The sequence below is a fragment of the Rhodococcus sp. DK176 genome (genome assembly GCF_038447315.2).
In the GTDB taxonomy this organism is placed as follows: Bacteria; Actinomycetota; Actinomycetes; order Mycobacteriales; family Mycobacteriaceae; genus Rhodococcus_F; species Rhodococcus_F jostii_A.
This window is the reverse complement of record NZ_CP118321.2, coordinates 1,880,757-1,906,085: the sequence shown is the minus strand read 5'-3', so window position 1 is coordinate 1,906,085 and position 25,329 is coordinate 1,880,757. Positions and strand designations below refer to the sequence as shown.

Genomic DNA, 25,329 nt, shown 5'->3' with positions numbered 1-25,329 from the left:
GTGGGTGGCTCCCCGGTCGGAGACCTGCAATCCTGGTGGCCTCAGATCTCGAGGAGAGCGCATGCAACGACGACCCGACGTGACGTTCACCCAACTGAGGTATTTCGTCGAGGCCGCCAACTTCTCCAGCATGACGAAGGCCGCCGACGAACTGATGGTCGCGCAGTCGGCGGTGTCCTCGGCGATCTCCCAACTCGAGCACCAGATCGGCACCCAGCTCTTCATCCGGCAACGGTCCCGCGGACTTGTCCTCACCGCTGCGGGGGAGGAGATGCTCCGCGACACCCGCAGCGTCCTCGCCCACCTCGGTGAGGTTCTCGACGCGGCGCGCGGCCACGAGGACAACGTGCGGGGAACGGTGCGCCTGGCCTGCTTCGTCACCCTCACTCCGTTCATCCTCCCGACACTGATCTCGGACCTGCGCGATCAGCACCCCGACCTGGAGGTCGAGGTCGTCGAGACGCAGGCGGAGGCGGTGCGGGCGGCGCTGCGCAACGGCACCGCGGAACTGGCCCTGACCTACGACCTCGCGCTGGGCGACGACATGGAGACGGAGACGCTCGGCGTTGCCAGGCCGCACGTCATCCTTCCGCCGGACCACCGGCTGGCCGGCCACGACGCGATCACCCTCGCCGACCTCGAGGGCGAACCCATGGTGTTGCTGGACCTGCCGAGCAGCCGCGACTACTTCCTGGCGATGCTGTCGGCGGCGGGGGTCACGCCGGTGGTCCGGTACCGGTCGGCGAGCTACGAAACGGTGCGCGGACTCGTCGCCCGCGGCCACGGCTTCTCGATCCTCAACCAGCGGCCCGCCGAGGGCCGGACCTACGACGGCGGACGCGTCGCGTCGCTGCCCATCGCCGACGACGTTCCCGGCCTCCCGGTGGTGCTTGCCCGGCTGAAGGGTGTGCGGAGCACGGCGCGGGCCCGGGCCGTCGCCGAACGGGCGCGGGCCGTGTTCGCGAAACAGGCGGGTTCGGCCCGCTAGAACGGCCACCCCATCTGGGCGTCGCGGTCGGCGCCGAAGGCGTGATCGAAGCGGTCGAGGACGTCGGGGTCCGCGGCCTGCAGCCGGTTCGCGGCGGCGAAGGTGCGTGCCCGGTGGGCGCCGAGATACAGGCTGCCCAGCACGTCCAGGTCGAGCACCACCTGCGGGGTGGAGTCGGTCGGGGTGCACAACGCGGTGCCGTCCCGCACGGTCAGCGCGAACCGCCCGCCGGCGTCCAAAAATCCGTCGTCGACCTGGATCACGACGTCGAAGTCTGTTCGGTACCTGCGGGCCTCGAGTGCGGCGGGCACGTCCATGATCCGGACCCACAGCTCGTCGTGGCGCGAGGTGGTGCGTACCAGCCGGCCGTCGGTCAGCAGATACGGCAGTGGGTCCTCGGGGGTGAGGTGCGCTTCGATGCGCCGCACGAGGTCCAGGCCGAGCAGTGCTCGCCACAGCGCGGCGTGCGCGTCTCGCGTGACGGTGCGGATCTCCTCCACCCGGGCGACGGTTCCGTTGTCGCCGGACACGCGACGGTAGAGCACGTAACCGTCGTCGTGCACGAGCCCGAACAGGCTTGTGCCGCCGCCGCGCTCGCTCTCACGGTCGGCGAAGATCCGATTCCACACGATCTCGGGCCGCACCTGCGCCCCCGGGGTCACCCGTTGCCAGCGGTCGTAGACGTCGGTGAACGCGGCCCGGGCCTCCGCCGGATGGACCATCCGCACACCACCCGGGTCCGGTGCCTTCGGGTGCGGCACCGCGAATCGGCGGTCGATGCTCGACGTGGTCTCGATGGTCGCGGGTCCGTACCCGAAGCGTCCGTAGATCCCGCCCTCACTGGCCGTGAGGAGCGACAGCGGGACCCCCGACGTCCGGATGCGGTCGTGATGTTCGGTGTAGAGCGCGCGAAGGAGGCCGCGGCGTCGATGGGTGGGCGCGACCGTCACCGCGGTGACGCCCGCCGCGGGAACGCCCTCGCCACCGGGAACGGTGACGGTCATCGGGATGTCCATGGTGGCGCCGACCACCGCGTCCTCGTCGACCGCGATGATCGGCGGCGCGCCGCTGACGAGTTGCCTCCAGTGGGCGGTGAACTCCTCGGTCTGCGGTGTCACGAAGCAGATCTCGTTGAGCAGGGTGATCTTCGGCCAGTCCTGTTCGGTGGCCGTTCTGATCGTGATGCCGGCGGTGGTCGTCGTCATTCCCCGACACTGGCACACCCCACGTGGACTCGCAGCCGAATTTCGGCGTCCGACCTTGACCCGGTGCGCGCTTTCGGAGAGTCTGAAACCTTGCCGACCGGTGAGGGGGTGACGTCACGGTGTCGAATGACCACCCCTCGTCCGCGCCTCGCCGCACGCTCCGGCTGCGCCGCGAATCCTGGGGATTCGTGATCGGCTCCTTCCTGTTCGGGCTGGCGGCCACCCGGGTGTACGGGCACGCGGTCGGCGCCGAGATCGACAACATCACCTACTTCGTCGGGTCGCTGTTCTTCACCACCGCCGGGTTCATCCAGTTGCGGCTCAGCGGCAGGCCGGTGCCCGGGGAGGACTCCGCGACGGTCGAACGCTACGACTGGTGGGCGGCGCTGATCCAGTTCGTCGGCACCCTGCTGTTCAACGTGAGCACCGGCGTCGCGCTGATCCAGGGCCTCACCGTCGAACAGGACCGGGTGTGGGGGTGGCGTCCCGACATCTTCGGGTCGACGGCATTCCTCGTCGCCAGCGGTCTGGCTGTGGTGGCCACCACCGAAACCGACAAGCTGTGGGATCCGCATGCTCGCAACTGGCGCAGCACCTGGTTGAACATGATCGGGTCGGTGGCGTTCGGAGTGTCCGCTGTCGGCGCGTTCATCGTGCCCGGCACGGACTCGCTGAAGAACCCGACGATCGCCGATCTGGGCACGTTCGTGGGCGCGGTCTGTTTCCTCGTGGCCGCACTGCTGATGCGCCCGCCTCACCCCAGGTATTCGCCGAACCAGGCGAGGACACGTTCGTAGGCCTCGGCTGCCGCGGTCGCGTTGTAGCGGGGCCCGGTGTCGTTGAAGAACGCGTGATCGGCGCCCGGAACTGTGACGATCTCATGCGGTAGTCCCGCCTTCGCGAGTGCGGCGGCAGCGGCGTCCCGGGACGCGTTCACCCGGGCGTCCAGTTCCGCGTAGATGGCGAGGACCGCGGCCTTCGACCCGGAGAAATCGGCGCCCTCGGGCAGGGGCCCGTAGAAGGGGACCGCCGCAGCCAGCCTCGGCTCACCGGACGCGAGGAGTTGCCACACCATCCCGCCGCCGAAACAGAACCCGACCGCCGCGATCTTCTCGTCCGGCACCCGACGCCCGAGTTCGTCCACCCCGGCCTTCATGTCGGCGACGAAGCGCGCCGGCGGCACGGTGGCCAGCGCGGCGGTCGCCTGCGCCTGATCGGTGAACGTTGCGGTCCCGCCCTCCTCCGAGAGCAGGTCGAGGGCGAGCGCGGAGTAGCCGGCACCCGCGAATCGTCCCGCCACCGAACGGATGTGGTCGGTCAGGCCCTTGTTCTCGTGTATGACGAGGACCGCTCCGCGAGGTGTGGCGGCGTCGGCCCACGCACCCTGCAGGACGCGGCCGTCCGGCCCGGGGAACGTCACCGCTTCGGTCTCGACGGCCTCGGCCGCTCCCGGCGGTGGGGGCGTCGCTCCGCCGGGCGTCACCGGCGCCGACGTCGGCGACTCGTCGCTGTCGGTGGAACAGGCGGCGAGCAACGAGGACGCCGCCGCCACGCCGAGGCCGATGAGTCCGAGTCTTCGCAACGCCTCGCGGCGGGACAGCAGCCCGTCGGCATGGTCGATCGCGATCTCCTCGGCGATATAGCGTTGCAGTGGCGTCATGATCGTCCCCGTCCGCATCGGCTGATGTAGGGAATTATCCCTGGTCGAACCCGTGATCGGCATCGGTTCCCAGTTCATCACTTTTCCTTATGCAGTGCGCCACTTATCTGTGTTGTACAGATTTCACCGGGGACCTCAAGATTGGTGCAACGGCACGAACTCCTCGCTCACCGCACACAGAAAGGAGCCCGTCATGCCGATCGCTGACCGTCACCCAGCCGTCGAAACGACGGCCCGAACATCGGTGGCCCCACCGATGCCGGACAACTCGACCGCGAACTTCGTCATGGCCATGAGCGCCGTCGCGACCGGAGTCACCGTCGTCGCGACCGACGGTCCAGGCGGGCGCGCCGCCCAGACCGTGAGTGCGATGTGCTCCGTCTCGGCCGACCCGGCACTGGTGCTGGTCTGCCTGCACGGACGAAGCCCGGTCAACGACGCGATCTCCGAGAACGGCGTCTTCTGCGTCAATGTGCTTGCCACCCAGCACGATCACGTCGCCGACACCTTCGCCGGCCGCCCCTGGCCGGGCAAGCGGCGGTGGGACTTCACCTGCGGGCACTGGACCGTGGCCGAATCCGGCTCACCCCGCGTCCACGACGCGATCGCGTCGTTCGACTGCACCGTCCACGACGTCATCGAGGCCGGTACCCACCGTGTCTACATCGGACGCGTCGCCGCCGTGGAGGCACACCCCGGCGAACCCCTCGTGTACGCCTCCCACACCTACAGCAAGCCTGCAGCGTTCGAACCTTCCACCTTTCCCGACTACCCGGACGCACACCCCGCGCCGAGGACGAGGAGCACGAAATGATCCGCACCGGAGACGAATACAGGGAGTCCATCAGGGACGGCCGTGAGGTGTGGGTCGACGGGGAGCGCGTCAAGGACGTGGCCGGCCACCCCATGTTCAAGCCGATCGTCGACGTGCGGGCACGCATCTACGACCTCGCGCACGAGGAGGCCACGAAGGACGCGATGACCTATGTCGATCCCGAATCCGGCGAACGCAACGCCATCGCCAACAAGCTTCCCCGCACGCAGCAGGACTGGCTCGACAAGCGCGCCGCCGTCGACCTGGTCCTCGGGGACACCCGGGGCGTGGTCACCCGAGTCGGTGACGAGACCATCGGCGAGATGTGGTCGCTGTTCGACGGCCAGGACGTCCTCAACGAGGTGGACCCGCGCTTCTCGGAGAACATCCGCCGCCACCTGGACCGGTCGGTCCGGGAGGACCCGTTCCACGTGTCGGCGAACACCGACCCCAAGGGCGACCGGTCCAAGGCGCCGCAGGATCAGGACCCCGACATGCTCCTGCACGTCGTGAAGGAGACCGACAACGGCATCGTCGTGCGCGGCGCGAAGTACGAGACCGCCGCCGCCTACTCCAACCAGGCGTTCACCAAACCCACCATCGCCAACTGGGGCAACAGCGAACTGTCCGACTACGCCGTCGGATTCGTGCTCGACATGGGCGCGCCGGGGCTGAAGTACATCTCCCGCAACGGGTTCGCCGGCCGCGCGCCGTCCGCCGACTACCCGCTCGCCAACCGCGTCGACGAGGTCGAGTCCCTCGTCGTCTTCGACAACGTCGAGATCCCGTGGGAAGACGTCCTGTTCTACCGGCACACCCGGGCAGCCACGTTCATCCGCTCCACCCTGCACCGCTACAGCGCGTTCCCGTTCGTGCAACGCACGCTGCACCTCGCCGATCTGATGATCGGATCCGCACTGTGGAACGTCAAGCAGAGCGGCCTCGAGAAGCAGCAGGCGGTGCAGGAGAAGCTTGCCCAGCTCGCCTGCTACCGGGAGACGATCAACGCCCACCTCACCGCGGCTATCTCGCTCGCCGAGCCCAGCCCCGGCGGCCTGCTCATGCCCAACCAGTCCCTCCTCTACACCGGCCGGGTGATGGCGCTCAGCCAGCTGCCCGCGATGATGCACATCGCCCGCGAACTGTGCGGCGGCCAGATCTGCATCACCCCGGACGCCGCCACGTTCGCCGACCCCGACGTCGCGCCGTGGCTGGAGAAGTTCTACTCCATCAACGACAACTGGGTGGCCGACGACCGTCGCAAGCTCCTCGCGTTCGCCCGCGACCTGCTCAACAGCGACTACGCGGGACATCGCCTGACGTTCCAGCTCTTCGCCCAGTCACCGCCGTTCGCGCAACTCGCCGCCGTCTACCGCAACTTCGACTTCGACGGTCCGCTCGGACTGGTCAAGGCCGCAGCGGGACTGTCGAACAACGTCGACGGAGGTGCGGCATGACCACCCACACCCGCATCCGCCCGTTCAACACCCGCGACACGTACCCGGAACAGAACCTCGACAACGACCTCGCGCAAGCCGTCGTCGCCGGCGGAGTCGTGTATCTCCGCGGGCAGATCGGACAGGACCTCGACACCCGGGAGTCGGTGGGAATCGGCGACGTCGAGGCCCAGGCCGAGAAGGCGATGGCGAACATCGCGATGCTGCTGAAGGAATCGGGCAGCCGGCTCGAGGACGTCGTCAAGGTCACCATCTACCTGGTGGACATCCGGTACCGGGAGACCGTCTACCGGGTGGTCGGACGCTGGCTGAAAGGTGTGCATCCGGTGTCCACCGGCATCGTCGTCGACGCCCTCGCCCGGCCTGAATGGCTCGTCGAGATCGATGCGACGGCAGTGATCAGCTCATGACGTTCTCACTCGTCGCCCGCGATTCCGGGGGCGCGTTCGGGATGGTCGTCTGCTCCTCCAGCCCCGCCGTGGCCGCACGCTGCCTGCACGTGCGGTCCGGGGTCGGTGTCGTCGCCTCCCAGAACGTGACCAATCCGCAGCTGGGGCCGATCGGCCTCGACGCGCTCGCCTCGGGTGCGAATGCGGAAACCGCACTGAAAACCGCACTCGCGCAAGAGAAGTTCCCGGAGTACCGCCAGGTCGTCGTCGTCGATGCGGACGGCGGCACCGCGGTGCACTCGGGCGCGCAGACGTTGGGCATCCACAGCAGTGCGCAGGGCGGCGGCGCCGCCGTCGCCGGCAACATGCTCCGCGACGAAGGCGTCATCCGGTCGCTGCTGTTCGGCTACGTGTCGAGCACGGCCCCGACGTTCGAGGGCAGACTGTTCGACGGACTCACCGCGGCCGTCATCGCCGGCGGGGAGGCGGGGCCTGTGCACTCGGCGGGAATCCAGGTGGTCGAGGACGTGCCCTGGCCCGTCACCGATCTGCGCGTCGACTGGCACGACGACGCGGTCGGCGAACTGCACCGGCTGTGGACGGTGTGGGAACCGCAGAAGCGGGACTGCCGGGCGCGGGGTGTCGACCCGACGGCCGCCCCGTCCTACGGCGTGCCGGGGGACCTGTGAGCGCCGACGCCGCGGTACGTGACGGAGCCAGGAGGGCGGAAGACCGGATCCTGGCTCTGTCGCACGACCTTCACGCCCACCCGGAGGTCGCGTGGGAGGAGGAACGTTCCTGCGTCCGGGTGGCCGGGGTGCTGTCGGACGCCGGTTTCACGGTGGAGCAGCAGTACGTCGGACTGCCCACCGCGTTCCGCGCGCACGTCGGTTCCGGACCGCTGCACCTCGCGGTCTGCGCGGAATACGACGCGCTCCCCGGGCTCGGGCACGCGTGCGGGCACAACGTCATCTCCGCCATCTCGGTGGGGACGGCGCTGGCCCTCGCCCCGCTGGTCGACGACCTCGGGATCACCCTGTCGGTACTCGGCACCCCCGCCGAGGAAGGCGGGGGCGGCAAGATCGACATGTTGAAACGCGGAGCGTTCGAGGGCGTCCACGCCGCCGTCATGGCCCACCCCGGCCCGGTCGACGTCGCCCGGGCCGAACCGTACGCGGTGTCCCACAGTCACATCCGGTACGACGGCAAGGCAGCACACGCCGCCGCGTACCCGGAACGGGGCGTCAACGCGGCCGACGCGTTCACGGTGGCGCAGGTCGCCATCGGGCTTCTCCGGCAACAGCTTCCGTCGAGCACGCGAGTGCACGGAATGATGACCCGCGGGGGAGAGGCGCCCAACGCCATCCCCCAGCGCACCGAAGGTCGCTGGTACGTGCGCGCGGAGACGCTGGAGGAACTGGCCCGCATCGAACCCCGGGTGGCTCGCTGCTTCGAGGCCGGCGCCATCGCGACCGGCTGTGAACTCACCATCGCCCCTGAAAGCGAACCGTACTCGGAGTTCCGCACCGACGAGGCGCTGCTCGCGTCGTACGTCCGGCACGCGGAGGGACTGGGCCGTGTATTCCGCACCGGTGCGGACTCGCTGATGAACCGGGCCTCCACCGACATGGGCAACGTCTCGCAGGTGATTTCCGCGATCCACCCCTACATCGGAATCGACTGCGCGCCTGCCGTCAACCATCAGGCCGAGTTCGCCGCGGCCAGCGCCGCGCCCGCCGCAGACCGGGCGGCCGTCGACGGCGCGCTGGCCCTCGCCCTGACCCTGCTCGACGCCTGCGGCTCCGCCGCCCGTGAGTACTTGTTAACCGCCCGACGTTAAGAAGTACTCACGGGTGCCGGAGGCACAAAGAACTCGAGCGCGATGTTGTCCGGGTCGCGGAACGAGATGCCGGACCCGTAGTGCGCCGTCTTGATGCCCCCGTGCTCGATGCCGAGGGCGTCGAGCCGCTCCACCCACCGGGGCAGCGCGTCGGGGGAACACTGGAACGCGATGTGGTCGAGTCCGACCTGCCGTTCGTCGAACCGTGCGGGAGCGCCGCTGTCGGGGTGCGTGTGGAGGCCGAAGAGCATGCCGCCGTCGAGCGCGAACACCGTGTGGTGGAAGGTTCCCGATTCCTCGTCCTCGTCGAGCACGGGGGCCGATCCGAACAGTGCGGTGTACCAGGCGGTGCTGGCCGGTAGGTCGGACACGGTGATCGCGACGTGGGTGAGGCCCGGGAAACTGGACATCTGCGACAACTTCCTTCTCCGGTGAATCGGTCTCTTCTTTCGACCCTAGCGAGCCGGCGCTGCCGGGTGGTGGACAAACGCGAAACCCTGCCCGAGCGGACAGGGGCGGGCACCACGCACACCGCCCGAGCCTGTAACGGGCTCGGGCGGTGCGGTGTTCGAGGACTACAGGCGCAGGCTCACGCGCGGCGGCGGGCGTGCTCTTCGCTCCGGTCGTGCCGCGCCGCGCGAGGAGCAGGTAGATGGGTCCGGTCACCACGAGTCCGGCCACCCAGGACAGGTCGGCGCCGCCGAGGAATGCGGACACCGGGCCCGTGTAGAGGGACGTGGCCATGAACGGAATCTGGACGATGATGCCGAACAGACTGGGTCCGAGGGCGCCGGTCACGATCGGGAGCGGGGCGAGGTTGCCGCCGAACCACAGCGTGAACAGATCACGAACCTTGCCGTGGCGATCGGATTCCGGGACGAACCCGATGGTGTGCTTCTCCGGCATCGGGGCGACGTGGGTGTCGGGCATCAATCCTCCGAACGGCGCAGGTGCGCCACTTCTAGGTCGAGTAGTGCAGACCACAATGGCCGGAGGCCGTGTATCTGTACAGAACAACTAACTGATGCGTTGCATCACTTCTTCTGATTCAGCAGGTCGGGGCTAGCCTGGGCCGATGCGCACCGTGGGAGTCGACCTGGCTGCCGAGCCGAAGAAGACGGCCCTGGCGATCATCGACTGGTCCGACGGTGTCGCCCGCGTCGAGTCCGTCCGGCTGGGAGCCGGGAACGACGCCGTCACCGAGGCCGTGCTGGCCTGCGACAGGACCGGTATCGATGCACCGTTCGGCTGGCCCGACGCATTCGTCCGCATGGTGTCCGAGCATCAAGCCGGCCGGCTGTCCGCAACCAACGGCCTCGCCAACCGCGAGGGGCGTCGACCGTTGACGAAGCGGCGCACCGACCTCGTGGTGCAGTCCGCGACGGGGATATCCCCGCTCAGTGTGTCGGCGGATCTCATTGCGCACGTCGCGTTGCGCTGCGCCGGAATTCTCGCGGAACTCGGCGACCTCGGCGTCGACGTCGGACGCGTCGACGGCCGCGTGGTCGAGGTGTATCCGGCGGCCGCGCTGCGCACCTGGGGGCTGGTGTCGCGGGGATACAAGAGCGCGCAGAACCGGGTGACGCTGGGGGAGTTGGTCGACGCGCTCCTGGCGGCCGCGGACTGGTTGGAACTCGGTGCATTCCAGTCGATCTGCCGCGAATCGGACGACGCCCTCGACGCGGTGCTGGCCGCCGTCATCGCGCGGGCCGCGGCCGTCGGCCGCACAGCACTACCCGGGGGCGACGACCGCGCCATCGCCGAGCGGGAGGGGTGGATCCACGTGCCGACGGGAGACCTGCAGGCGCTGCAGCCCTAGCGGCGGATTCCTGTGACTGCGCTGGTAGACCGACCGCGGCGACGCCCCCGGGCGAAACCTGGCAAATTGGACACCACACGCACCGTGCGTGGGCACATGAAGAAGGAGTCCAATGGCTTTCTGGGATCAGCTGAAGGCAAAGGCGTTCGAGATGAACGGCCAGCTCAAGACCAAGACGGCACAGTTCCAGAACAAGGAGTTCGCCAACGCCAGCATGGCCATGTGCGCCCTCATCGCCGCGGCGGACGGGACCATCGACCCGTCCGAGCGTCAGAAGACGGCGGCACTGATCACCAGCAACGAGGCGCTGAGTGTGTTCCCGTCGGACGAGTTGAGTCAGAAGTTCGACTGGTACTGCAGCAAACTGCAGTCCGATTTCGAGTTCGGCAAGATCGAGGCCACCGCGACCATCGCGAAACTGAAGTCCAAGCAGGATCAGGCACGTGCCGTCATCCAGATCGGCATCGTCATCGGTGGCGCCGACGGCAACTTCGACCAGCACGAGCGAAACGTGGTGCGCGACGCCTGTTTCGCCGTCGGCATCGCCCCGGCGGAATTCGAACTCTGAGGTGATCGGTGACGCGCCCGGGGCGGGCGCGTCACCCGACGCTCAGTAGGCCGTGATGATCGGCGCCGGGTTCCACATGCCCGAACGCTGAATCCGGGTGGTGTCGATCTCCGCCGTCTTCGCGCCGGGGTCGAGCGGGGAGTACTGCTCCACTCCGCCCCAGTCACGGTCCCAGTCGTCGCGCAGATACGACGGTATGGTTCGGCTCGCCCGGGTCATCTCGATCCAGCCCAGGGGGCCTCCGCCGTACCGGTCCTGCCACAGGCTCGTCATGATCGCGCCGGGACGGTCGGGAAGGATCCGGTACTCGGGCGCCTCCGCGACCCCGGTGCGGTGGTCGAACGGTCGCTGGCACGGAAAGGCAAGTCCCACAGCCCAGTCGATCATCACGGGTGCGTCGGATCCGATCACGTCGTTCAGTGTCTGCGTCCGCGGAACACGCGGCGGTGTCACCGCCAGCCACTGCTGCGGATCACTGTCCGAGTCCGACGCCACGAGTCGGATGACATTCGTATCGCCTGGCAGGGAATCGAGCGGGACGCGCAGATTCCGCCAGGACGGTGCCGGGCCGATGTCGATCGGGTTCACGCGTCCCGACACCGCGACCGCGCCGTCCGGCCCCGTCGTGCCGTATTCCACCTCGAGGTTCTGGCCGTAGGTGACGACGCCGTCCGCGTCGACGGAGTGGATGCGGCCCGCCGCGGCGATGGAGATGATGTCGCCCGCCCCGGCGTCCGAGTCGGGATTCGGCAACCGGAACCAGCCGGTGGTCAGTGACGCGTCGCCGTCGCTGCCGTCGCTGCCGAGGACCGGCGTGCGGTCGGGATCGAGGCCGAAGGGCAGGGCCACCGCGCTGCCGTTGACACCCACCACGCCGGCGCCGCCTCCGGTGCCCGCAGCGTTGCTCGACGCCGTCTGCTCGGTGTTGTCGGTCTTGACGGAGTTGGCGACCCCCGCATCCGACGATTCCTCGTCGGCACTGAGGTCGCCGGCGACGCCGTTCGGTGTGAAGCCGACAGTGCCGGTACCCGCCAGAGCGGTGGCGGCGTCGCCGGACAGCGGTTGCAGCAGCGACGCGTTCGGATCGGTTTCGAGCAGGACGTCGTTGGCGAGACCACACGGTGCGCCGGTGACGGCGTCGACGTTGGAACGGGCGAGGGAGAACGCGGGATACTGCGCGACCGCGCCCTTCGCCATCGACAGCACCTCGAACAGCACCATCGCGGCGGCCGCCACCGTCAACGGCGGGATCGCCCACAACCGGCGTCGCCGCACGGAGTCGGTCCGGGTGTAGGGCTCGCGGAAGTAGCACCACGCCGCGACCAGCAGCATCACCAGCGTGGCGCCGAGCAGGATCGTGCCGGCACCCAGGCCGGCGATCGACACCGGCTTGTCCCACCACGGGACGCTGTAACTGGACACGTACCACCACCCATTGGTGCTGGTGAAACACATCGCCAGCAGGAACAGCAGGGCGGCCGCGAACAGGGCGCGGTTGCGTGGCGAGCGCACCACGGCGGTGCTCACCGCCACAGAGGCCAGGACGGCGAGCGACCCCGCGAGGCCCGCGTAGATGCCGAAGTGGTGCGTCCACTTGGTGGGCGTGAACATCATCAGCCCCATCGCGGCGAGCGTGATGCCGATGAGCCGCCGCGACGGTCCGGCCGCGGTCCCGGGAATCCGGCCACCCTTGCGGAGCATCACGAGAACCGTCACGGCCAGGCTCAGCACCATCACGAACACGCCGAACCGGCGCGACAGGGAACCGTCGACGGAGATGTTCAGCAGGTACTGGTAGCGGAGGTACTCGTCGAACCAGGGAACGTTGGGACCGATCGCATGAACGTGCTGCATCTCCATGACGGCGGCGAGGGTCTGGTCGGCGAACACCGCCACGAGGATCACGGTCCCCGACGCGACGAGCGGCGCCAGCAAGGCGACGTATCCCACCGTCTTGGCCCGCGCGATCACGATCTGCAGGATCGGCCGGGCGCCCGCGACGAGGGCGCCGAAACAGATCAACCCGGACGGACCCGCGGTCAGCGTGGCCGCACCGACCAGGATCGCCACCGCGGCGGGCAGCAGTCGCCGGGTCGCGACGGCGCGTTCCACCGAGCACCAGGTGAGCAGCACGCCCACCGCGACGATCGGTTCGGGCCGCAGACCGTTGTTGTACGGGAGCCAGAACGCGAGGAACACCAATCCGCCGGTCCACAGCGCGAGTCGGTTGCCGCGGACCGCGGCGCCGAGTCGCGGCGCGACTTCACGGCTGATCACCAGCCACGCGACGATGCCGGCGAGCAGCGCGGGCAGACGCACGAACGGGCTCGCCGGGGTGATGTTCGTCAGCACCGCGAGGACGTCGTAGTACGGAGACCCGAACGGCGCCTCCGGGACGCCGTACCAGCGGAAGTAGTTGGCCATGTAGCCCGCGGCCGCGGACGTGCGGGCCATGTTGAACTGATAGCCGTCGTCGGAGGTGGAGGCGCCGATGAAATGCCACAGCACCAGCGTGCCGATGACGACGGCGTCGACGGCCCCGAACGACCACCAGCGGGTGGGCAGGAATCGTCGTGCCCGGCGTCCGTCCACGTTGTCGAGACGGTGCAGAGCCACCAGCGCCAGAATCGTCGCGAGCGCGCCCACCACCATGGCGGCGAACTTGAGGGTCGACGGCGTCGACGAGAAGCGGCTGTCGATCTCTGCCGTCACCTGCAGCCCGTCGGGCGCCGCACCGTCGAGGTCGCTGAAGATGCCCACCATCTGCGGGCGGAGGTCGCCGTCGACGACGGTCGGTGCGTCCTGGCCCGCCGCGACGACACCGGCGGTGGTCCGCGTGGAATCCGACGACACCAGGAGCGTGCAGTCTGCGGGTAGCTGGTCCAGCGGCGACGACAGCAGCACCTTGTTCCGCAACAGCACCTCGACGCCGGCGGGACCGTCCGGGGTCGAGGGATTCACCCTGGCGACCAGTCCGTACTTCCCGGCGTCGGCGGCGCCTGCGGGGGCGGTGGAGGTCAGGATCCCGCCGCCGTCGGCGAGTTCGCCGACCGCCGAACAGGGGATCCGCACGTCGAGGCTCAGCGGCGCGTAGGTGACGAGCGGTGCCTCGACGCTTCCGGTGCTGCCGTTCTGCGGCCAGCTGAGGGTCGCGCTGTCCTGCTCGACCGGAAGGAACGGGAGCGACAACGTGAGCAGCACTCCGAAGACGGAGGCGATGATCGCGAGAAGACGGGTCGATCGGACCGGCTGACCGAGGGGCGACGACTGGGGCGGGGTCCCGATCGGCGACTCGTCCGAGCCGTCTCTGGACACATTCGCCGATTCCAGCCTGCTCTCAGTCACGACGTCGGATAGTACCCATCCGCGACAATTGTTAGCGAAGGCAAGGAACAGGCCCGGTCGGAGGGCCGGCCGCCCCGGCGGATCACATGTGGAAGCGCTTCAGGATCCGCGACCGGCGCTCCGCTCGGGTGAGGAGATGGTGGTGGTGCCGCGGACCGCGGCGGTGCCGAACTTCGGAATGCACTTCGCGAATGATCTCGAACATGCCTCCGCCCTCCTTCTGCGCGAGCCGGTAGTACGACGGTAGGTCGGCGACAGGGTGAGCCGATTCACCCTGGGCGGGTGAACCAGGTCACCCGGTCACGGGCTGCACCGACAGCTGCTTCACGCCGTTCTGCGAACAGCCGGTGGTGGCGTAGGGGACGAACACCGAACCGGTGTCGTCGGGTGGGTACACCCGGAATCCCGCGACCGGAGTGGGCTCACACGTCTCGGCCGGATAGTTCTGCACCACCGTGGCGCGCACCGCTGCGGTGGCCCGCGAGCCCGGAGCGACCGTCACCGGAGTGTCGGTTCCGCCGTCCCGCTCGGCCGCGGCACCCACCTGCGGACCGTCCGGGGACGCGACGTACGAGACCCCGGGGTAGCCGTGGAGGACACAGCTGCGGGCGCCGGTGTTGGTGAAGACGAGCGGGATCTCCTGAGATCCCGCGGCCCCGCTCGCCCGTCCGAGCGTCACCTGCAATTCGCCGATCAGGCAGCGGTCGGGATGCAGTGCGGTCGTCACGGTCGGTGCGGACCTCGTGACGGTGATGTCACGCGAGGGTTCGGCGGTCCCCGTCTCGTCCGTCGAGCCACACGCCGAGGCGGTGAGCACGGCGGTGATTCCGAGTACGCCGAGAAGGGCGCGTGCCGGTGACTGCGTGCGCATCCGATCGCTCCTCCTATTGGTGTGCTGCCGTAGTCGATGGTCCGCGATCGGTGGCATCCCGGTATGTGATTCGGGGAGATCGCATTCGCCCCTCGCCGGAGGATTCCGGTCGTAGGCTGCGGGGCGCAGGGGATCCGCGACACATTCACTGGAGGCTGACCGATGAGCGAAGTTCTGGACCGGACCAAGATCTACATCGACGGATCCTGGATCGATTCGCAGGGAACGGGCCGGATCGACGTGGTGAATCCGGCCACCGAAGATGTCATCGCGGTGGTCGCCGAGGGCACCGCCGACGACGTCGATCGCGCCGCGAAGGCCGCGCGAGCAGCCTTCCCCGCATGGTCCGCGCTCAGCGGCAAGGAACGTGGCGAGTACCTCCAGAAGGCGGCTGCCCTGATCCAGGAGCGCCTCGACGACTTCACCGCCCTGGTGTCCCGCGACATGGGCATGCCGCTCGGATTCGCGAAGCCCATCCAGATCGGCATGCCGCTCGCGAACCTCGCCGCCTTCGCGGAACTGGCCGCCACCTACGACTTCGACGCCCACGAGGTGGGCAACTCCCTGATCGTGCGCGAGCCGATCGGTGTCGTCGGTGCGATCACCCCGTGGAACTTCCCGCTCCACCAGGTGGTGCTCAAGGTCGGCGGTGCTCTGGCCGCGGGATGCACCGTGGTGCTCAAGCCGACCGAGGTGGCGCCGCTCGCCACCTACGCACTCGCCGACATCTTCGACGAAATCGGTTTGCCGGCAGGCGTGTTCAACCTCGTCAGCGGATTCGGGCCCGTCGTGGGCGAGGCGATCGCCGGCCATCCCGAGGTGGACATGGTCTCGTTCACCGGTTCCACCCGCGCGGGTAAGAGGGTCGCGGTGGTCGCGGCCGAGACGGTGAAGAAGGTGGCACTCGAACTCGGCGGCAAGTCGGCCAACGTCATCCTCGACGACGCCGACCTGACGAAGGCTGTCACCGACGGAGTGGCCAAGTGTTTCCTCAACTCCGGTCAGACCTGCTCGGCGCTGACCCGGATGCTGGTCCCCGCGGGCAAGGTGGACGAGGCTGCCGCCATCGCGGCGAAGGTCGCGCAGAACTACTCCGTCGGCGATCCGACGGCCGCCACCTCGGTGCTGGGGCCGCTGGTGAACTCGAACCAGCTGAAGCGAGTGCGCGGCTACATCGAACAGGGCATCTCGGAAGGCGCGCACGCCGTTCTCGACGGCCGGGAGACCGGCCAGGAATCCGGCTACTTCGTCGGCCCCACCGTATTCTCCGGTGTCACCGAGGACATGACCATCGCCAAGGAGGAGATCTTCGGTCCCGTCCTGTCGATCATCGGGTACCAGGACGAGGACGACGCCGTGCGGATCGCCAACGCAACCGAATACGGGCTCGCCGCCGGCGTCTGGTCCGGTGACCAGGACCGCGCCGACCGCGTGGCGCGGCAGCTGCGCGCAGGCCAGGTCGAGGTGAACGGCGGCGCGTTCAACACCAACGCCCCGTTCGGCGGGTACAAGCAGTCGGGCATCGGCCGCGAGGCCGGCGTCCTCGGCTTCGAGGAGTTCCTCGAGATCAAGTCGATCCAGCGGTAGGCGGCTTCGCCGCCCGTGCGTGGTTGACGAGTCTCTGGACTCTTTAACCACGCACGGGTGCGGAGCGCAATTGGCCTCACGCTGAACCGAATCCGTGACTCCCCACCGTCGCGGTCCTACCCTCGAACCGAGGGGTGGACAGCGGAGATGAGGAGAACAACATGGATCTCGGTCTGGGCGGCAAGCGGGCCGTCGTCACCGGCGGCAGCCGCGGAATCGGTTTCGCGATCGCGCGCAGCCTCGCGTCGGAGGGCGTCGACGTAGTGCTCGCGGCCAGGGGCGTCGAGGCGCTGAAATTGGCGGCGAAGACGCTGTCGCAGGAGACCGGGCGGCGTGTGATCGGGGTGCCCACCGACACCGGCGACGACGATTCGGTGCGCGCCCTCGTGCAGCGGACGGTGGACGAACTCGGTGGCGTCGACATTCTCGTGAACGCCGCGGCCACACCGTGGAGTGTGGGCAAGCCGAGCGACTTCGCGTCCACCACCGACGACGTGGTGCGCGCCGAACTCGAGATCAAGGTGCTCGGCTATCTGCGGACCGCCCGCGCGGTGGCACCGCACCTCGTGGAACAGGGGTGGGGGCGGATCATCAATATCAGCGGGCTCGGTGCACGCCAGGCCAATTCCATCGCGCAGACCGTGCGGAACGTCGGGGTGTCGGCGCTGACGAAGAACCTCGCCGACGAACTCGGACCGCACGGAATCAACGTGACGGTGGTGCATCCGGGCCTGACCCGGACGGAACGACTCGTCGACCGGTTGGCCAAGCAGTCCGAGGACGAAGGTGTACCGGTCGCCGAGTTGGAGTCGCGGCTGGCCACCAACTCGATCCACCGGCTGATCGACGCGAGCGAGGTCGCGGACGTCGTCACGTTCTTGGCGTCACCGCGCAGTGTCGGGATCACCGGCGACGCGGTGGCCGTCGGCGGTGGTGCTCCGGGCGCCGTCTACTACTGAGACCGGGCGGGTGACAGCACGCCGTCGTGTTCGGTGACTTCGCGGGCGGCGCGCTCCCCGGACCTGATGGCCCCGTCGACCCAGCCGCACATCACGGACGAACTCTCCGTGCCGGCCCAGTGAATGCGACCGCAGGGCTTGCGGAGGGCGTGCCCGAATTGGGTGAGCACTCCCGTCGGCGCATGACTGAGCATGCCGCCGCCGGAGTACCGCTCGACGCTCCAGTTCTGCTCGATGTAGTCGACGGGGGAGGCTGCCTTATTTCCGAACCTCGCGGTCAACTCCGCGAGCACGGCCTTCCTCCGTTCCGCTTCCGGCAGCGTCCCCAGCTTGCGGGCGATCGGTCCCTCGACGATGACGCACAGAACGCCGGGACGTCCCGTGTCGGTACTGGCGTCGATGGTGATCGTCGCGGGGGAGTCGGGTGCCGCCGACTGCCCCGACAGTCCGGCGGCGCGCCAGAAGGGTTCGTCGTAGAGGACGGCGATTTTCATGACCGCACCGCTCGGCATTCGCTGGTGCAGGAAGGACCGATCCATCGGCAGCAGCGGTTCGTAGACGATCTGGCTCGCGATCGCGAGGGGTACCGCGACGATCGCCCTCCGGGCGCGCACGGCCAGATCCGCGGAGCGGACGGTCACGCCGTCGCCGTCCTGTGCGATGTCCCGGACGGGTTGTGACAGATGGAGCGCGTCGCCGCCGATCTCGACTGCCATCGGACGATAGACGGCGCCCATTCCGCCGACCGGCCGCGCGTCCTCGGCGGCGTCCTTCACACCGAGGACGAAACTCGGACCGCCGCCGGATGCCATCTGGTACAGGACGAACAGCATCGACACTTCGGACGCCGCGGAGGTGTAGCAGCCGGCGATGGCGGTCTCGAGAAGGTCGTGGGCGGGTGTGGACAGCGTGTTGTCGCCGAGCCATTTGGCGAGGCTGATCGAGTCCCACTTCGCTGCCTTCTTCGCCTCCCACGGCGCCTCGAGCGGGATCGTCTTACACATCTCGCCGAGTTCGACGAACACGGCCCCGAGATTCGCGGCCGCCCAGGGACTCATCGTCAGGGGAATCGTGCCCTTGTACCGGTACTGCTTGCCGTCGACGACCATCATCGCCTCGCCGTCGGTGTACTGCTTGTAACTCTTGACGCCGAATTCGTCCATCATGGCGTAGATCCGGTCCTGTCCCGGCCCGATCCACGCACCGCCCCGATCTATCCACGAACCATCTTCGCGGACCTCGGTGAACGTTCGCCCGCCGATCCGGTCACGCGCCTCCACGAGCGCGACCGATTGTCCGGCCTGTTTCAGACGCAGTGCCGCCGTCAGTCCGGCGAATCCGGCGCCTACGACGCAATAGTCGACCTCGATGTCTGCCATGACAAATCCCCTCGCGCTGCGCGCCCGGCCCTCGTGCGGCCGTATGTAACGGGTGCGCCGCCATTGGTCCTGGGGGTGTGAATTCCTCTCTCCGGGAATGAAATCGCCGCGCACAGAACATATTCATCCTTACTCGCGGCGAGTGGTCCGGTCAAGGGCGTCCCGCCCGTGAGTACTTGTTAACCGCCCGTGGTTAACAAGTACTCACGGGTGGGGACGAGCGGGAAGACTTGCTCGGCGATGCGCTCGAGTTCCTCGTGCGCGGGGGAGCACTGGATGAGCAGCAGGGTGAGACCGGCGTCCTGGTAGGCGCGGATCTTGTCGGCGACCTGTTCGGGTGTGCCGACGAGGTCGGGGCGCAGTCCGCGGGTGCCGACGGAGTACTCGCGCTTGGACAGCTCGACGTCGAGTTCGGAGTTCTTCACGAACTCCTCGAACGACGCGTACCCGGGCGAGTGCGGATCGACGGTGGTGATGCGTTCGAGTTCGGCGCGGGCCTCGGCTTCGGTGTCGCGCACGATGATGTACGTGGACATGCCGAATTCGGCCATGTCCCGCTGGTGGATTCGCTGGGACCGTGCGTTCATGTCCGCGATCTTCGTGCGCACCTCCTCGACGGTGCCGCCGTGCAGCACGTACGAGTCGGCGAAGGTCGCGATCGATTCGCGGCCGCTCTCGCTCTCCCCGCCCGCGAAGACCGGGGGATGGACGCCGGGCTTCGGCGACAGGATCGAGTCGCGCACGCTGAAGTGCTCGCCCTCGTAGGTGAACGGGGTGTGTTCCCAGAGCCCACGGAGAACGTCGACGAATTCGGTGGCCTGCCGGTACCGGTCGTCGTGCCGGGTGAAGGCGCCGCCGTACTGCCGGGCTTCCTCCTCCCACCACGCGGCGACGACGTTGAGCGCGAACCGTGCCGCACCGGCCTCGGTTGTTCCGGCGATGTCGGTGATCGTCGCCGATTCCTTCGCGGTGACCGCCGGCAGGTGGAATCCGGGTCGCACCGCCGTCATCACCCGGAGTTGTTCGGTGACTGCGAGGATCGCCGACGACAGCGACCACGCCTCGAGGCTGGGCGCGTCGACGCCCTTGCGGTCGTTGAGATAGAGCTCCGGCACGAGGGTGGTGTGGTACCCGAGACGATCGGCGAGCTGTGAGAGCTTCTTGACGTAGTCCCAGGTGGCGGGCATCCCTTCGTCGCCGAGGTTGCGCAGGAAGCCACCGTAGATGGGCGTCCAGTAGCCGAAGTGCATGTCATTCCTCCGTGATGGCGTCGAGCGAAGCACGCAGATCGTCGACGAGGTCTTCCAGGTTTTCCAGTCCGATCGACAATCGGACGGTGCGGTAGCCGAATCCGGCGTCACGGAGTTGCGTGTCGCCGAGATGGCTGTGCGTGGTGGTGGCGGGGTGTACTACCAGCGAACGGGCGTCGCCGATGTTGGCGACGATGGCGAACAGTTGCAGCGAGTCGATGAACTTCGCCACCTTCGAGTCGTCGACGGCGAGATCGAACGAGAAGACCGAGCCGGCGCCGCGCGGTAGGTACCGCTGGGCTGCAGCGTGCCACCGGTTGTCCGGCAGTCCGGGGTAGTTGACCTTCGCGACCGCGGGATGACCGTCGAGGAATCGTGCGATCGCCAGCGCCGAACCGACCTGCCGTTCCAGCCGCAGGTCCAGCGTCTCCAGCCCCTGAAGCAGCTGGAACGAATTGAACGGGGACAGTGCGGGACCGAGATCGTGGACGATCTTCGTCTTCGCGTAGACCAGGTAGGCGCTCCGTTCGCGGCCGAACTCCTCCCACAGCACGAGGTCACCGATGCGCGGGTAGGGCTCGGTGAACTGGGTCCACCGCCGCGGTTCCGCACCGAAGTCGAACGTCCCGAGGTCCACGATCACACCACCCAGCGAACTGCCGTGCCCACCGATGAACTTGGTGGCCGAGTACACGGTGATGTCGGCTCCGAAGTCCTTCGGGCGGAGCAGATACGGGGTGGCGATCGTGTTGTCGACGATCAGCGGGACCCCCGCCTGGTGCGCGATGTCGGCCACGGCCCGGACGTCGAGCACGGAGGCGACGGGGTTGCCGATCGTCTCGGCGAAGAAGGCCCGGGTCTCGGGACGCGCGGCCGCACGCCAGGCGTCGAGGTCGTCCTGATCGACGAGCGTGACCTCGATCCCGAAGTCCGCGAAGGTGTCGCTGAGGAGATCGACGGTTCCCCCGTACAGCTGCCGCGCCGCGACGATGTGCTGTCCGGACTTGGCGAGCGTGAGGAGGGCGACCGCGACAGCGGACTGCCCGGATCCCGTGGCCAGGGCGGCGACTCCGTCGTCGAGATCGGCGAGGCGCTGCTCGAACACGGCCTGGGTGGGATTGCCGGTGCGGCTGTACAGGTTTCCCTTCCGGCGGAGGGAGAAGATGTCCCGTGCCTGTTCGAAGCTGCCGAAATCGTAGGCAACCGATTGGTAGATCGGGGGGATCGCGGTGTTCTGCGGCGTTCCGGGTTGATAGCCGGTGCGGACCTGCCGGGTCGCGAACCCTGTGGTCTCGGGCATCGGTGTGCCTGTCCCTTCGTCGATACTTCTGGATGAATGGCAGAGCGGGTGAATGGCAGAGCAAAACGAATATGTTCGGAACAAAACACGAAGCGCGGCGAGAAGGCACGCGTTTTGTTCTGCTCGAGCATTAGTCTTGTTCGACCTCGCGCGTGTGGGTCAGGGTGACGCAGTCAATCCTGCGAACAACCCCCCGAATGAGGTAATCAGTGGACATCGACTGGCTGGAACCCGAAGCGACTGCGCGTGGCTCGGTGATCGTCGTCGCCGGCCGCGGTGAGCATGCTCACGTGTACCGCCGGTTCGCCCGCCGGATCGCCTTCGATGGTTACCGTGTCGCGGTGGTGGAGAACGATCCCGCGGCGACTGCTCGGGTGATCGCCGATGCCGAGACCGGTCTTCCTGTCACCGTCGTCGGGTCGGACAGTGGCGCCCTGACCGCCCTCGACCTGGCCGCGACGCATCCGGCCGTGTCCGGTGTGGTGGCCGCCGGTCTTCTCGTGGCGGGCGCCGACGCCTTCACCGGGGAGTGGGACGGCGAACTCGAGATCCGTTCCGCGTGTCCCGTGCATCGAGGGGTCCTGTCGTCGGCCGACGCTCTCGAGCGGGGAACGCTCGGTGCGGAAACGCCGGTTGCCACGGCCGATTCGCTGACCCACGTGCAGGTTCCCGTCCTCGTCGTGCACGGAGGCGCCGACGTACTGAGCCCGGCAGCGTACGTCCTGGCCGTCACGTCCGCGTTGCCCGACGCCCGGGTCGTCGTCGTTCACGGGGGGCTGCACGACATCCTCAACGACGTGTCCCACCGGTCGGTCGCCGCCGAGATCGTGCAGTTCCTCGAGCGTCTCCGCCTGCCGGGGACGCCCGACATCATCCTCCGCGAACCGGCCGGCGCTCTCGCGCAGTGACCCGGACTCGCGGGGCGCGGGGGCGGTAGTGGTTGTAAATCGAAGGGGTGTGGATGTCAGCGGTGCTGGAGTCGGAGACGATTGCTCCGGAGTGGTTGCTCGAACGGATCGACGGCCGCACCGCGGAACTGGCCGATGCCGTCGCCGACCTCATCAGGTCGGGTGAGCTCAGCCCCGGCGATCGACTGCCGACCGTCCGCGCACTCGCGAAATCGACCGATCTCAGTGTCGGTGCGATCGTCAACGCGTGGGGCCGGCTGCAGGAACAGGGTTTCGTGCAGACCCGCCGCCGCGGCGGCACCGTCGTTCTTCCGCCGCTCGACAGCGTGCCCGAGCGGGGCATCCCCGACTGGCGTGGCGTCGACCTGGCGCAGAATGCACCGGACCTGGCGCTGCAGCCGTCCCTGTCCGACGCTTTGTTGTCCAGTCTGGATGCCGAGACGCTGAATGTGTTCGGCCGGGAACTGATGACCGAGCGGTTGAGGAATGCAGTGGCTCCGGCTTGGCCGTTCGAACCGGAGGCCTGGGCCACGGCGGGCGGTGGTACCGAGGCGCTGTTGCTGGCCGTGGAGGCGGCGGCACCGCCCGGTTCGATGGTGGCCGTCGACGAGCCGCTGGGGCCGGGCGTTCTCGACACGCTCCGCGACCTGGGGCTGGATGCGGTCGGGGTCGGCGCCGACCGCGACGGCCCCCGGCCGGACGCTCTCGACGCGGCCCTCACCGCCGGTGCGGTGGCCTTCGTGTTCCAGCCCGGTGCGCCGTTCGCCGTCGACCATGCGGTCAGCGCGCGGCGCACGAGTGAACTCGCCGATGTGTTGCGGCGGCATCCGGCGGTGTGGGTCGTCGAGGACGACTCGATCGGACCGCTCGAACCACAGCAGCCTCCCTCTCTGGGATCGGTACTGCCGCAGCGTGTCGTCCGGATCCGCAGCTACTGCAAGGCATATGGGATCGATGTGCGGACCTCCGTTCTCGGCGGGTCCCGCGAACTGATCGAGAAGGCCATGAAGGTGCGCAGCCACGGAGTCGGCTCGAACAGCCGGATCCTGCAGAACACCCTCGCCCATCTGATCGGCAGCGCCGACGCCGAGCAGGCGGTCACGACGGCGCACGAGCGCTACGCCGCCAGACGCACGTCGCTGCTGGGGGCGCTGACCGACCGTGGCATCGAGGCTTACGCGGGCCCGCACAGTCTGGTCGTGTGGGTCGCAGTGTCGGACGAGACCGCGGCCCTCGTCGCGTTGGCGCGGCAGGGCATCTCGGTGGGGGCCGGATCCCGCTCGTTCGTGCAGGCGCCCGCACGTCAACTCCTACGCCTGTCGGCCACCCAGTTGCCGGACGACCCGGACCTGATCGGGCAACTCGCCGACGTCGTCGCGGTGGCCGTCGCGGAGTCGTCGCGCGAGTTCTTCGACTGATCGGACTTTGTTCGACAGCCCTGCGGCACATACGAAATATGTTTTGAAACATCGAGAATTTAATACTCTGCACGCGTCTGTTTGCTCCATACACTTCAACGCGGCGTGCCGAGGCAGGTGCCTGACGGCGAACGACGAAGGAGCGAGAACATGACGAGACGGCAACTGAAATTGGGAGCTGTCCTCACCCCCACGGGTGGGCCAGGGCACCCGTACACCTGGCTGGACCCGGAGATTCCCGCCGACGCGAGCGTCGACATCGACTGGTACATCCGGTACGCGAGGCTGGCCGAGCAGGCGCGGTTCGATCTCGTGTTCATCGTCGACAGCCAGTTCATCACCCCCGACTCGCCCCCGCACTACCTGAACCGGCTCGAGCCGCTGACGCTGCTGTCGGCGCTCGCGGTGGCCACCGAACACATCGGGCTCGTCGGCACACTGACCACGTCGTTCAACCAGCCGTTCAACCTCGCGCGACGGTTCGCGTCCCTCGATCTGATCAGCCGCGGCCGTGCCGGCTGGAACGTGGTCACCAGTGGCGACTCGGGTACCGCCGGAAACTACGGCCTCGAGGAGCATTACGACTACGCCACCCGCTACGGCCGGGCCCTCGAACACGTCGAGGTCGTCAAGGCTCTGTGGGACTCCTACGAGGACGACGCGTTCCCGCGCGACCGGGAGGCCCGCCGCTTCCTCGACGCGGACAAACTGCACACCCTCGACCACCGGGGTGAGCACTTCTCGGTGGTGGGCCCGCTCAACATCGAACGCTCCCGGCAGGGGCAGCCGGTGATCTTCCAGGCCGGTGACTCCGATCAGGGCCGCGACCTCGGGGCGCGGATCGCCGACGGGATCTTCACGCACGCGCCGAGTTTCGAGGCGGGAGCGGCGTTCTACGCCGACATCAAGACCCGCGCCGCGGCCTACGGGCGCGCTCCCGAGGACATCGTGATCCTGCCGGGAGTCACCGTCACCGTGGGCGACACCGACGCCGATGCCCGCGAGATCGAACGCGCAACCCAGCTGGCGGACAACGACTTCGAAAAGTCGCTCCGGGAACTGGGCCGACCCTTCGGCTGGCACGACTTCCGGCAGTACGACCTCGACGCGCCGTTCCCCGCCGAGGCACTGCAGCACGCCGAGCGCAGCTTCTACACGCAGGCGAAGAAGATCGCCGACCTCGCCGCCGACCGCGGGCTGACACTGCGGCAGACGGTCGAGGCGCTCAGCGCACCGAAGACGTCGCCGTTCACGGGCAGCGCCGAGACCGTCGCGAACGAACTGCAACGCTGGCTGGACGGCCATGCCCTCGACGGCATCAACATCCACATCGGCCACCCGGCACAGTTCCAGCGCTTCGTCGACGAGGTGCTGCCGATCCTGCGCGAGCGTGGCGTCGTCCGGGAGGACTACGAGCAGAACACGTTGCGCGGCAACCTCGGTCTGCCCTTCGCGGAGAACCGCTACACCCGCGCGCGGCGTGAGGGAATCGACCCCGCCCCGCTGCCCGGCACCACCGCATCGCTGTCCGCGAGCGTCTGAATCACCACCCCCTTTGCATGGTCAGGAGCA

General features: G+C 68.3%; 23 protein-coding genes. 14 read left to right on the top strand and 9 right to left on the bottom strand.

Features of this window, described 5'->3' with window-relative positions; all coding sequences use genetic code 11:
- The first annotated feature begins 61 nt into the window (after window positions 1-61).
- On the top strand, window positions 62-988 hold the full coding sequence (locus PSR88_RS09025; protein WP_011594713.1) for a LysR family transcriptional regulator: 927 nt from the start codon (window positions 62-64) through the stop codon (window positions 986-988).
- Here PSR88_RS09025 and PSR88_RS09020 read toward each other — a convergent pair.
- A complete protein-coding gene (locus tag PSR88_RS09020; RefSeq protein ID WP_011594712.1) occupies window positions 985-2,193 on the bottom strand; it encodes an enhanced intracellular survival protein Eis in 1,209 nt (402 codons plus the stop codon). The two genes, PSR88_RS09025 and PSR88_RS09020, sit on opposite strands and share 4 nt — an antisense overlap.
- A gap of 119 nt (window positions 2,194-2,312) precedes the next feature.
- On the opposite strand from PSR88_RS09020, the gene PSR88_RS09015 reads away from it, so the two are divergent.
- Complete coding sequence (locus tag PSR88_RS09015; protein ID WP_011594711.1) at window positions 2,313-2,990, top strand: YrhK family protein; 678 nt, start codon at window positions 2,313-2,315, stop codon at window positions 2,988-2,990.
- On the opposite strand, the gene PSR88_RS09010 is transcribed toward PSR88_RS09015, so the two are convergent.
- On the bottom strand, window positions 2,948-3,853 hold the full coding sequence (locus PSR88_RS09010; RefSeq protein WP_029539397.1) for a dienelactone hydrolase family protein: 906 nt from the start codon (window positions 3,851-3,853) through the stop codon (window positions 2,948-2,950). The genes PSR88_RS09015 and PSR88_RS09010 overlap by 43 nt on opposite strands.
- Window positions 3,854-4,046: 193 nt before the next feature.
- Here PSR88_RS09010 and PSR88_RS09005 point away from each other — a divergent pair, with 193 nt between their 5' ends.
- The 5 genes from PSR88_RS09005 to PSR88_RS08985 are packed head-to-tail and all read left to right on the top strand — an operon-like array spanning window position 4,047 to window position 8,353.
- Window positions 4,047-4,667, top strand: a complete 621-nt coding sequence (locus PSR88_RS09005) for a flavin reductase family protein (protein WP_009474474.1) — start codon at window positions 4,047-4,049, stop codon at window positions 4,665-4,667.
- Window positions 4,664-6,124, top strand: coding sequence for a 4-hydroxyphenylacetate 3-hydroxylase family protein (locus tag PSR88_RS09000; RefSeq protein WP_016882910.1), 1,461 nt, complete (start codon window positions 4,664-4,666; stop codon window positions 6,122-6,124). The genes PSR88_RS09005 and PSR88_RS09000 overlap by 4 nt, the downstream gene beginning before the upstream one ends.
- The gene (locus PSR88_RS08995; RefSeq protein ID WP_009474472.1) at window positions 6,121-6,534 is read left to right on the top strand and encodes a RidA family protein; all 414 of its coding nucleotides are present in this window, start codon (window positions 6,121-6,123) and stop codon (window positions 6,532-6,534) included. The genes PSR88_RS09000 and PSR88_RS08995 overlap by 4 nt, the downstream gene beginning before the upstream one ends.
- Window positions 6,531-7,202: a DUF1028 domain-containing protein gene (locus tag PSR88_RS08990; RefSeq protein WP_016882911.1), complete on the top strand. Its 672-nt coding sequence runs from the start codon at window positions 6,531-6,533 to the stop codon at window positions 7,200-7,202. The genes PSR88_RS08995 and PSR88_RS08990 overlap by 4 nt, the downstream gene beginning before the upstream one ends.
- Complete coding sequence (locus PSR88_RS08985) at window positions 7,199-8,353, top strand: M20 family metallopeptidase (RefSeq protein ID WP_016882912.1); 1,155 nt, start codon at window positions 7,199-7,201, stop codon at window positions 8,351-8,353. Before PSR88_RS08990 ends, PSR88_RS08985 begins: the two co-directional genes overlap by 4 nt.
- Here the strand turns inward: PSR88_RS08985 and PSR88_RS08980 are convergent.
- Window positions 8,350-8,763 carry a VOC family protein gene (locus PSR88_RS08980; protein ID WP_016882913.1) on the bottom strand — a complete coding sequence of 138 codons (414 nt, stop codon included), beginning with the start codon at window positions 8,761-8,763 and terminating at the stop codon, window positions 8,350-8,352. The genes PSR88_RS08985 and PSR88_RS08980 overlap by 4 nt on opposite strands.
- A 665-nt stretch (window positions 8,764-9,428) precedes the next feature.
- Here PSR88_RS08980 and PSR88_RS08975 point away from each other — a divergent pair.
- Window positions 9,429-10,172, top strand: a complete 744-nt coding sequence (locus PSR88_RS08975; protein WP_016882914.1) for a DUF429 domain-containing protein — start codon at window positions 9,429-9,431, stop codon at window positions 10,170-10,172.
- Window positions 10,173-10,284: 112 nt separating this feature from the next.
- Complete coding sequence (locus tag PSR88_RS08970) at window positions 10,285-10,740, top strand: tellurite resistance TerB family protein (RefSeq protein WP_005254018.1); 456 nt, start codon at window positions 10,285-10,287, stop codon at window positions 10,738-10,740.
- 42 nt (window positions 10,741-10,782) lie between these two features.
- Here the strand turns inward: PSR88_RS08970 and PSR88_RS08965 are convergent, their stop codons facing one another.
- The 3 genes from PSR88_RS08965 to PSR88_RS08955 all read right to left on the bottom strand — a co-directional run bounded on the left by PSR88_RS08965 (window position 10,783) and on the right by PSR88_RS08955 (window position 14,956).
- Window positions 10,783-14,055 carry an arabinosyltransferase domain-containing protein gene (locus tag PSR88_RS08965; protein ID WP_016882915.1) on the bottom strand — a complete coding sequence of 1,091 codons (3,273 nt, stop codon included), beginning with the start codon at window positions 14,053-14,055 and terminating at the stop codon, window positions 10,783-10,785.
- 112 nt (window positions 14,056-14,167) lie between these two features.
- Window positions 14,168-14,290 carry a hypothetical protein gene (locus tag PSR88_RS08960; RefSeq protein ID WP_016882916.1) on the bottom strand — a complete coding sequence of 41 codons (123 nt, stop codon included), beginning with the start codon at window positions 14,288-14,290 and terminating at the stop codon, window positions 14,168-14,170.
- 87 nt (window positions 14,291-14,377) lie between these two features.
- Window positions 14,378-14,956 carry a DUF4232 domain-containing protein gene (locus PSR88_RS08955; RefSeq protein WP_016882917.1) on the bottom strand — a complete coding sequence of 193 codons (579 nt, stop codon included), beginning with the start codon at window positions 14,954-14,956 and terminating at the stop codon, window positions 14,378-14,380.
- Window positions 14,957-15,118: 162 nt separating this feature from the next.
- Between PSR88_RS08955 and PSR88_RS08950 the strand changes: the two genes are divergently transcribed.
- Both PSR88_RS08950 and PSR88_RS08945 read left to right on the top strand, forming a co-directional pair.
- Window positions 15,119-16,543, top strand: coding sequence for an aldehyde dehydrogenase family protein (locus tag PSR88_RS08950; protein ID WP_016882918.1), 1,425 nt, complete (start codon window positions 15,119-15,121; stop codon window positions 16,541-16,543).
- A 161-nt stretch (window positions 16,544-16,704) separates the two neighbouring features.
- Window positions 16,705-17,502 carry an SDR family NAD(P)-dependent oxidoreductase gene (locus tag PSR88_RS08945; protein ID WP_029539400.1) on the top strand — a complete coding sequence of 266 codons (798 nt, stop codon included), beginning with the start codon at window positions 16,705-16,707 and terminating at the stop codon, window positions 17,500-17,502.
- On the opposite strand, the gene PSR88_RS08940 is transcribed toward PSR88_RS08945, so the two are convergent.
- The 3 genes from PSR88_RS08940 to PSR88_RS08930 all read right to left on the bottom strand — a co-directional run bounded on the left by PSR88_RS08940 (window position 17,496) and on the right by PSR88_RS08930 (window position 21,431).
- The gene (locus PSR88_RS08940) at window positions 17,496-18,881 is read right to left on the bottom strand and encodes a flavin monoamine oxidase family protein (protein ID WP_016882920.1); all 1,386 of its coding nucleotides are present in this window, start codon (window positions 18,879-18,881) and stop codon (window positions 17,496-17,498) included. The genes PSR88_RS08945 and PSR88_RS08940 overlap by 7 nt on opposite strands.
- 179 nt (window positions 18,882-19,060) lie before the next feature.
- Complete coding sequence (locus tag PSR88_RS08935) at window positions 19,061-20,131, bottom strand: LLM class flavin-dependent oxidoreductase (protein ID WP_016882922.1); 1,071 nt, start codon at window positions 20,129-20,131, stop codon at window positions 19,061-19,063.
- 1 nt (window position 20,132) lies between these two features.
- Complete coding sequence (locus PSR88_RS08930; RefSeq protein WP_016882923.1) at window positions 20,133-21,431, bottom strand: O-acetylhomoserine aminocarboxypropyltransferase/cysteine synthase family protein; 1,299 nt, start codon at window positions 21,429-21,431, stop codon at window positions 20,133-20,135.
- Window positions 21,432-21,640: 209 nt separating this feature from the next.
- Here PSR88_RS08930 and PSR88_RS08925 point away from each other — a divergent pair, with 209 nt between their 5' ends.
- From PSR88_RS08925 to PSR88_RS08915, 3 genes are all read left to right on the top strand, one after another.
- Window positions 21,641-22,339 carry an alpha/beta hydrolase gene (locus PSR88_RS08925; RefSeq protein ID WP_016882924.1) on the top strand — a complete coding sequence of 233 codons (699 nt, stop codon included), beginning with the start codon at window positions 21,641-21,643 and terminating at the stop codon, window positions 22,337-22,339.
- 53 nt (window positions 22,340-22,392) lie between these two features.
- On the top strand, window positions 22,393-23,757 hold the full coding sequence (locus PSR88_RS08920) for an aminotransferase class I/II-fold pyridoxal phosphate-dependent enzyme (RefSeq protein WP_016882925.1): 1,365 nt from the start codon (window positions 22,393-22,395) through the stop codon (window positions 23,755-23,757).
- Between the two features lie 150 nt (window positions 23,758-23,907).
- Window positions 23,908-25,299: an LLM class flavin-dependent oxidoreductase gene (locus PSR88_RS08915; protein ID WP_016882926.1), complete on the top strand. Its 1,392-nt coding sequence runs from the start codon at window positions 23,908-23,910 to the stop codon at window positions 25,297-25,299.
- The last annotated feature ends 30 nt before the right edge of the window (window positions 25,300-25,329 follow it).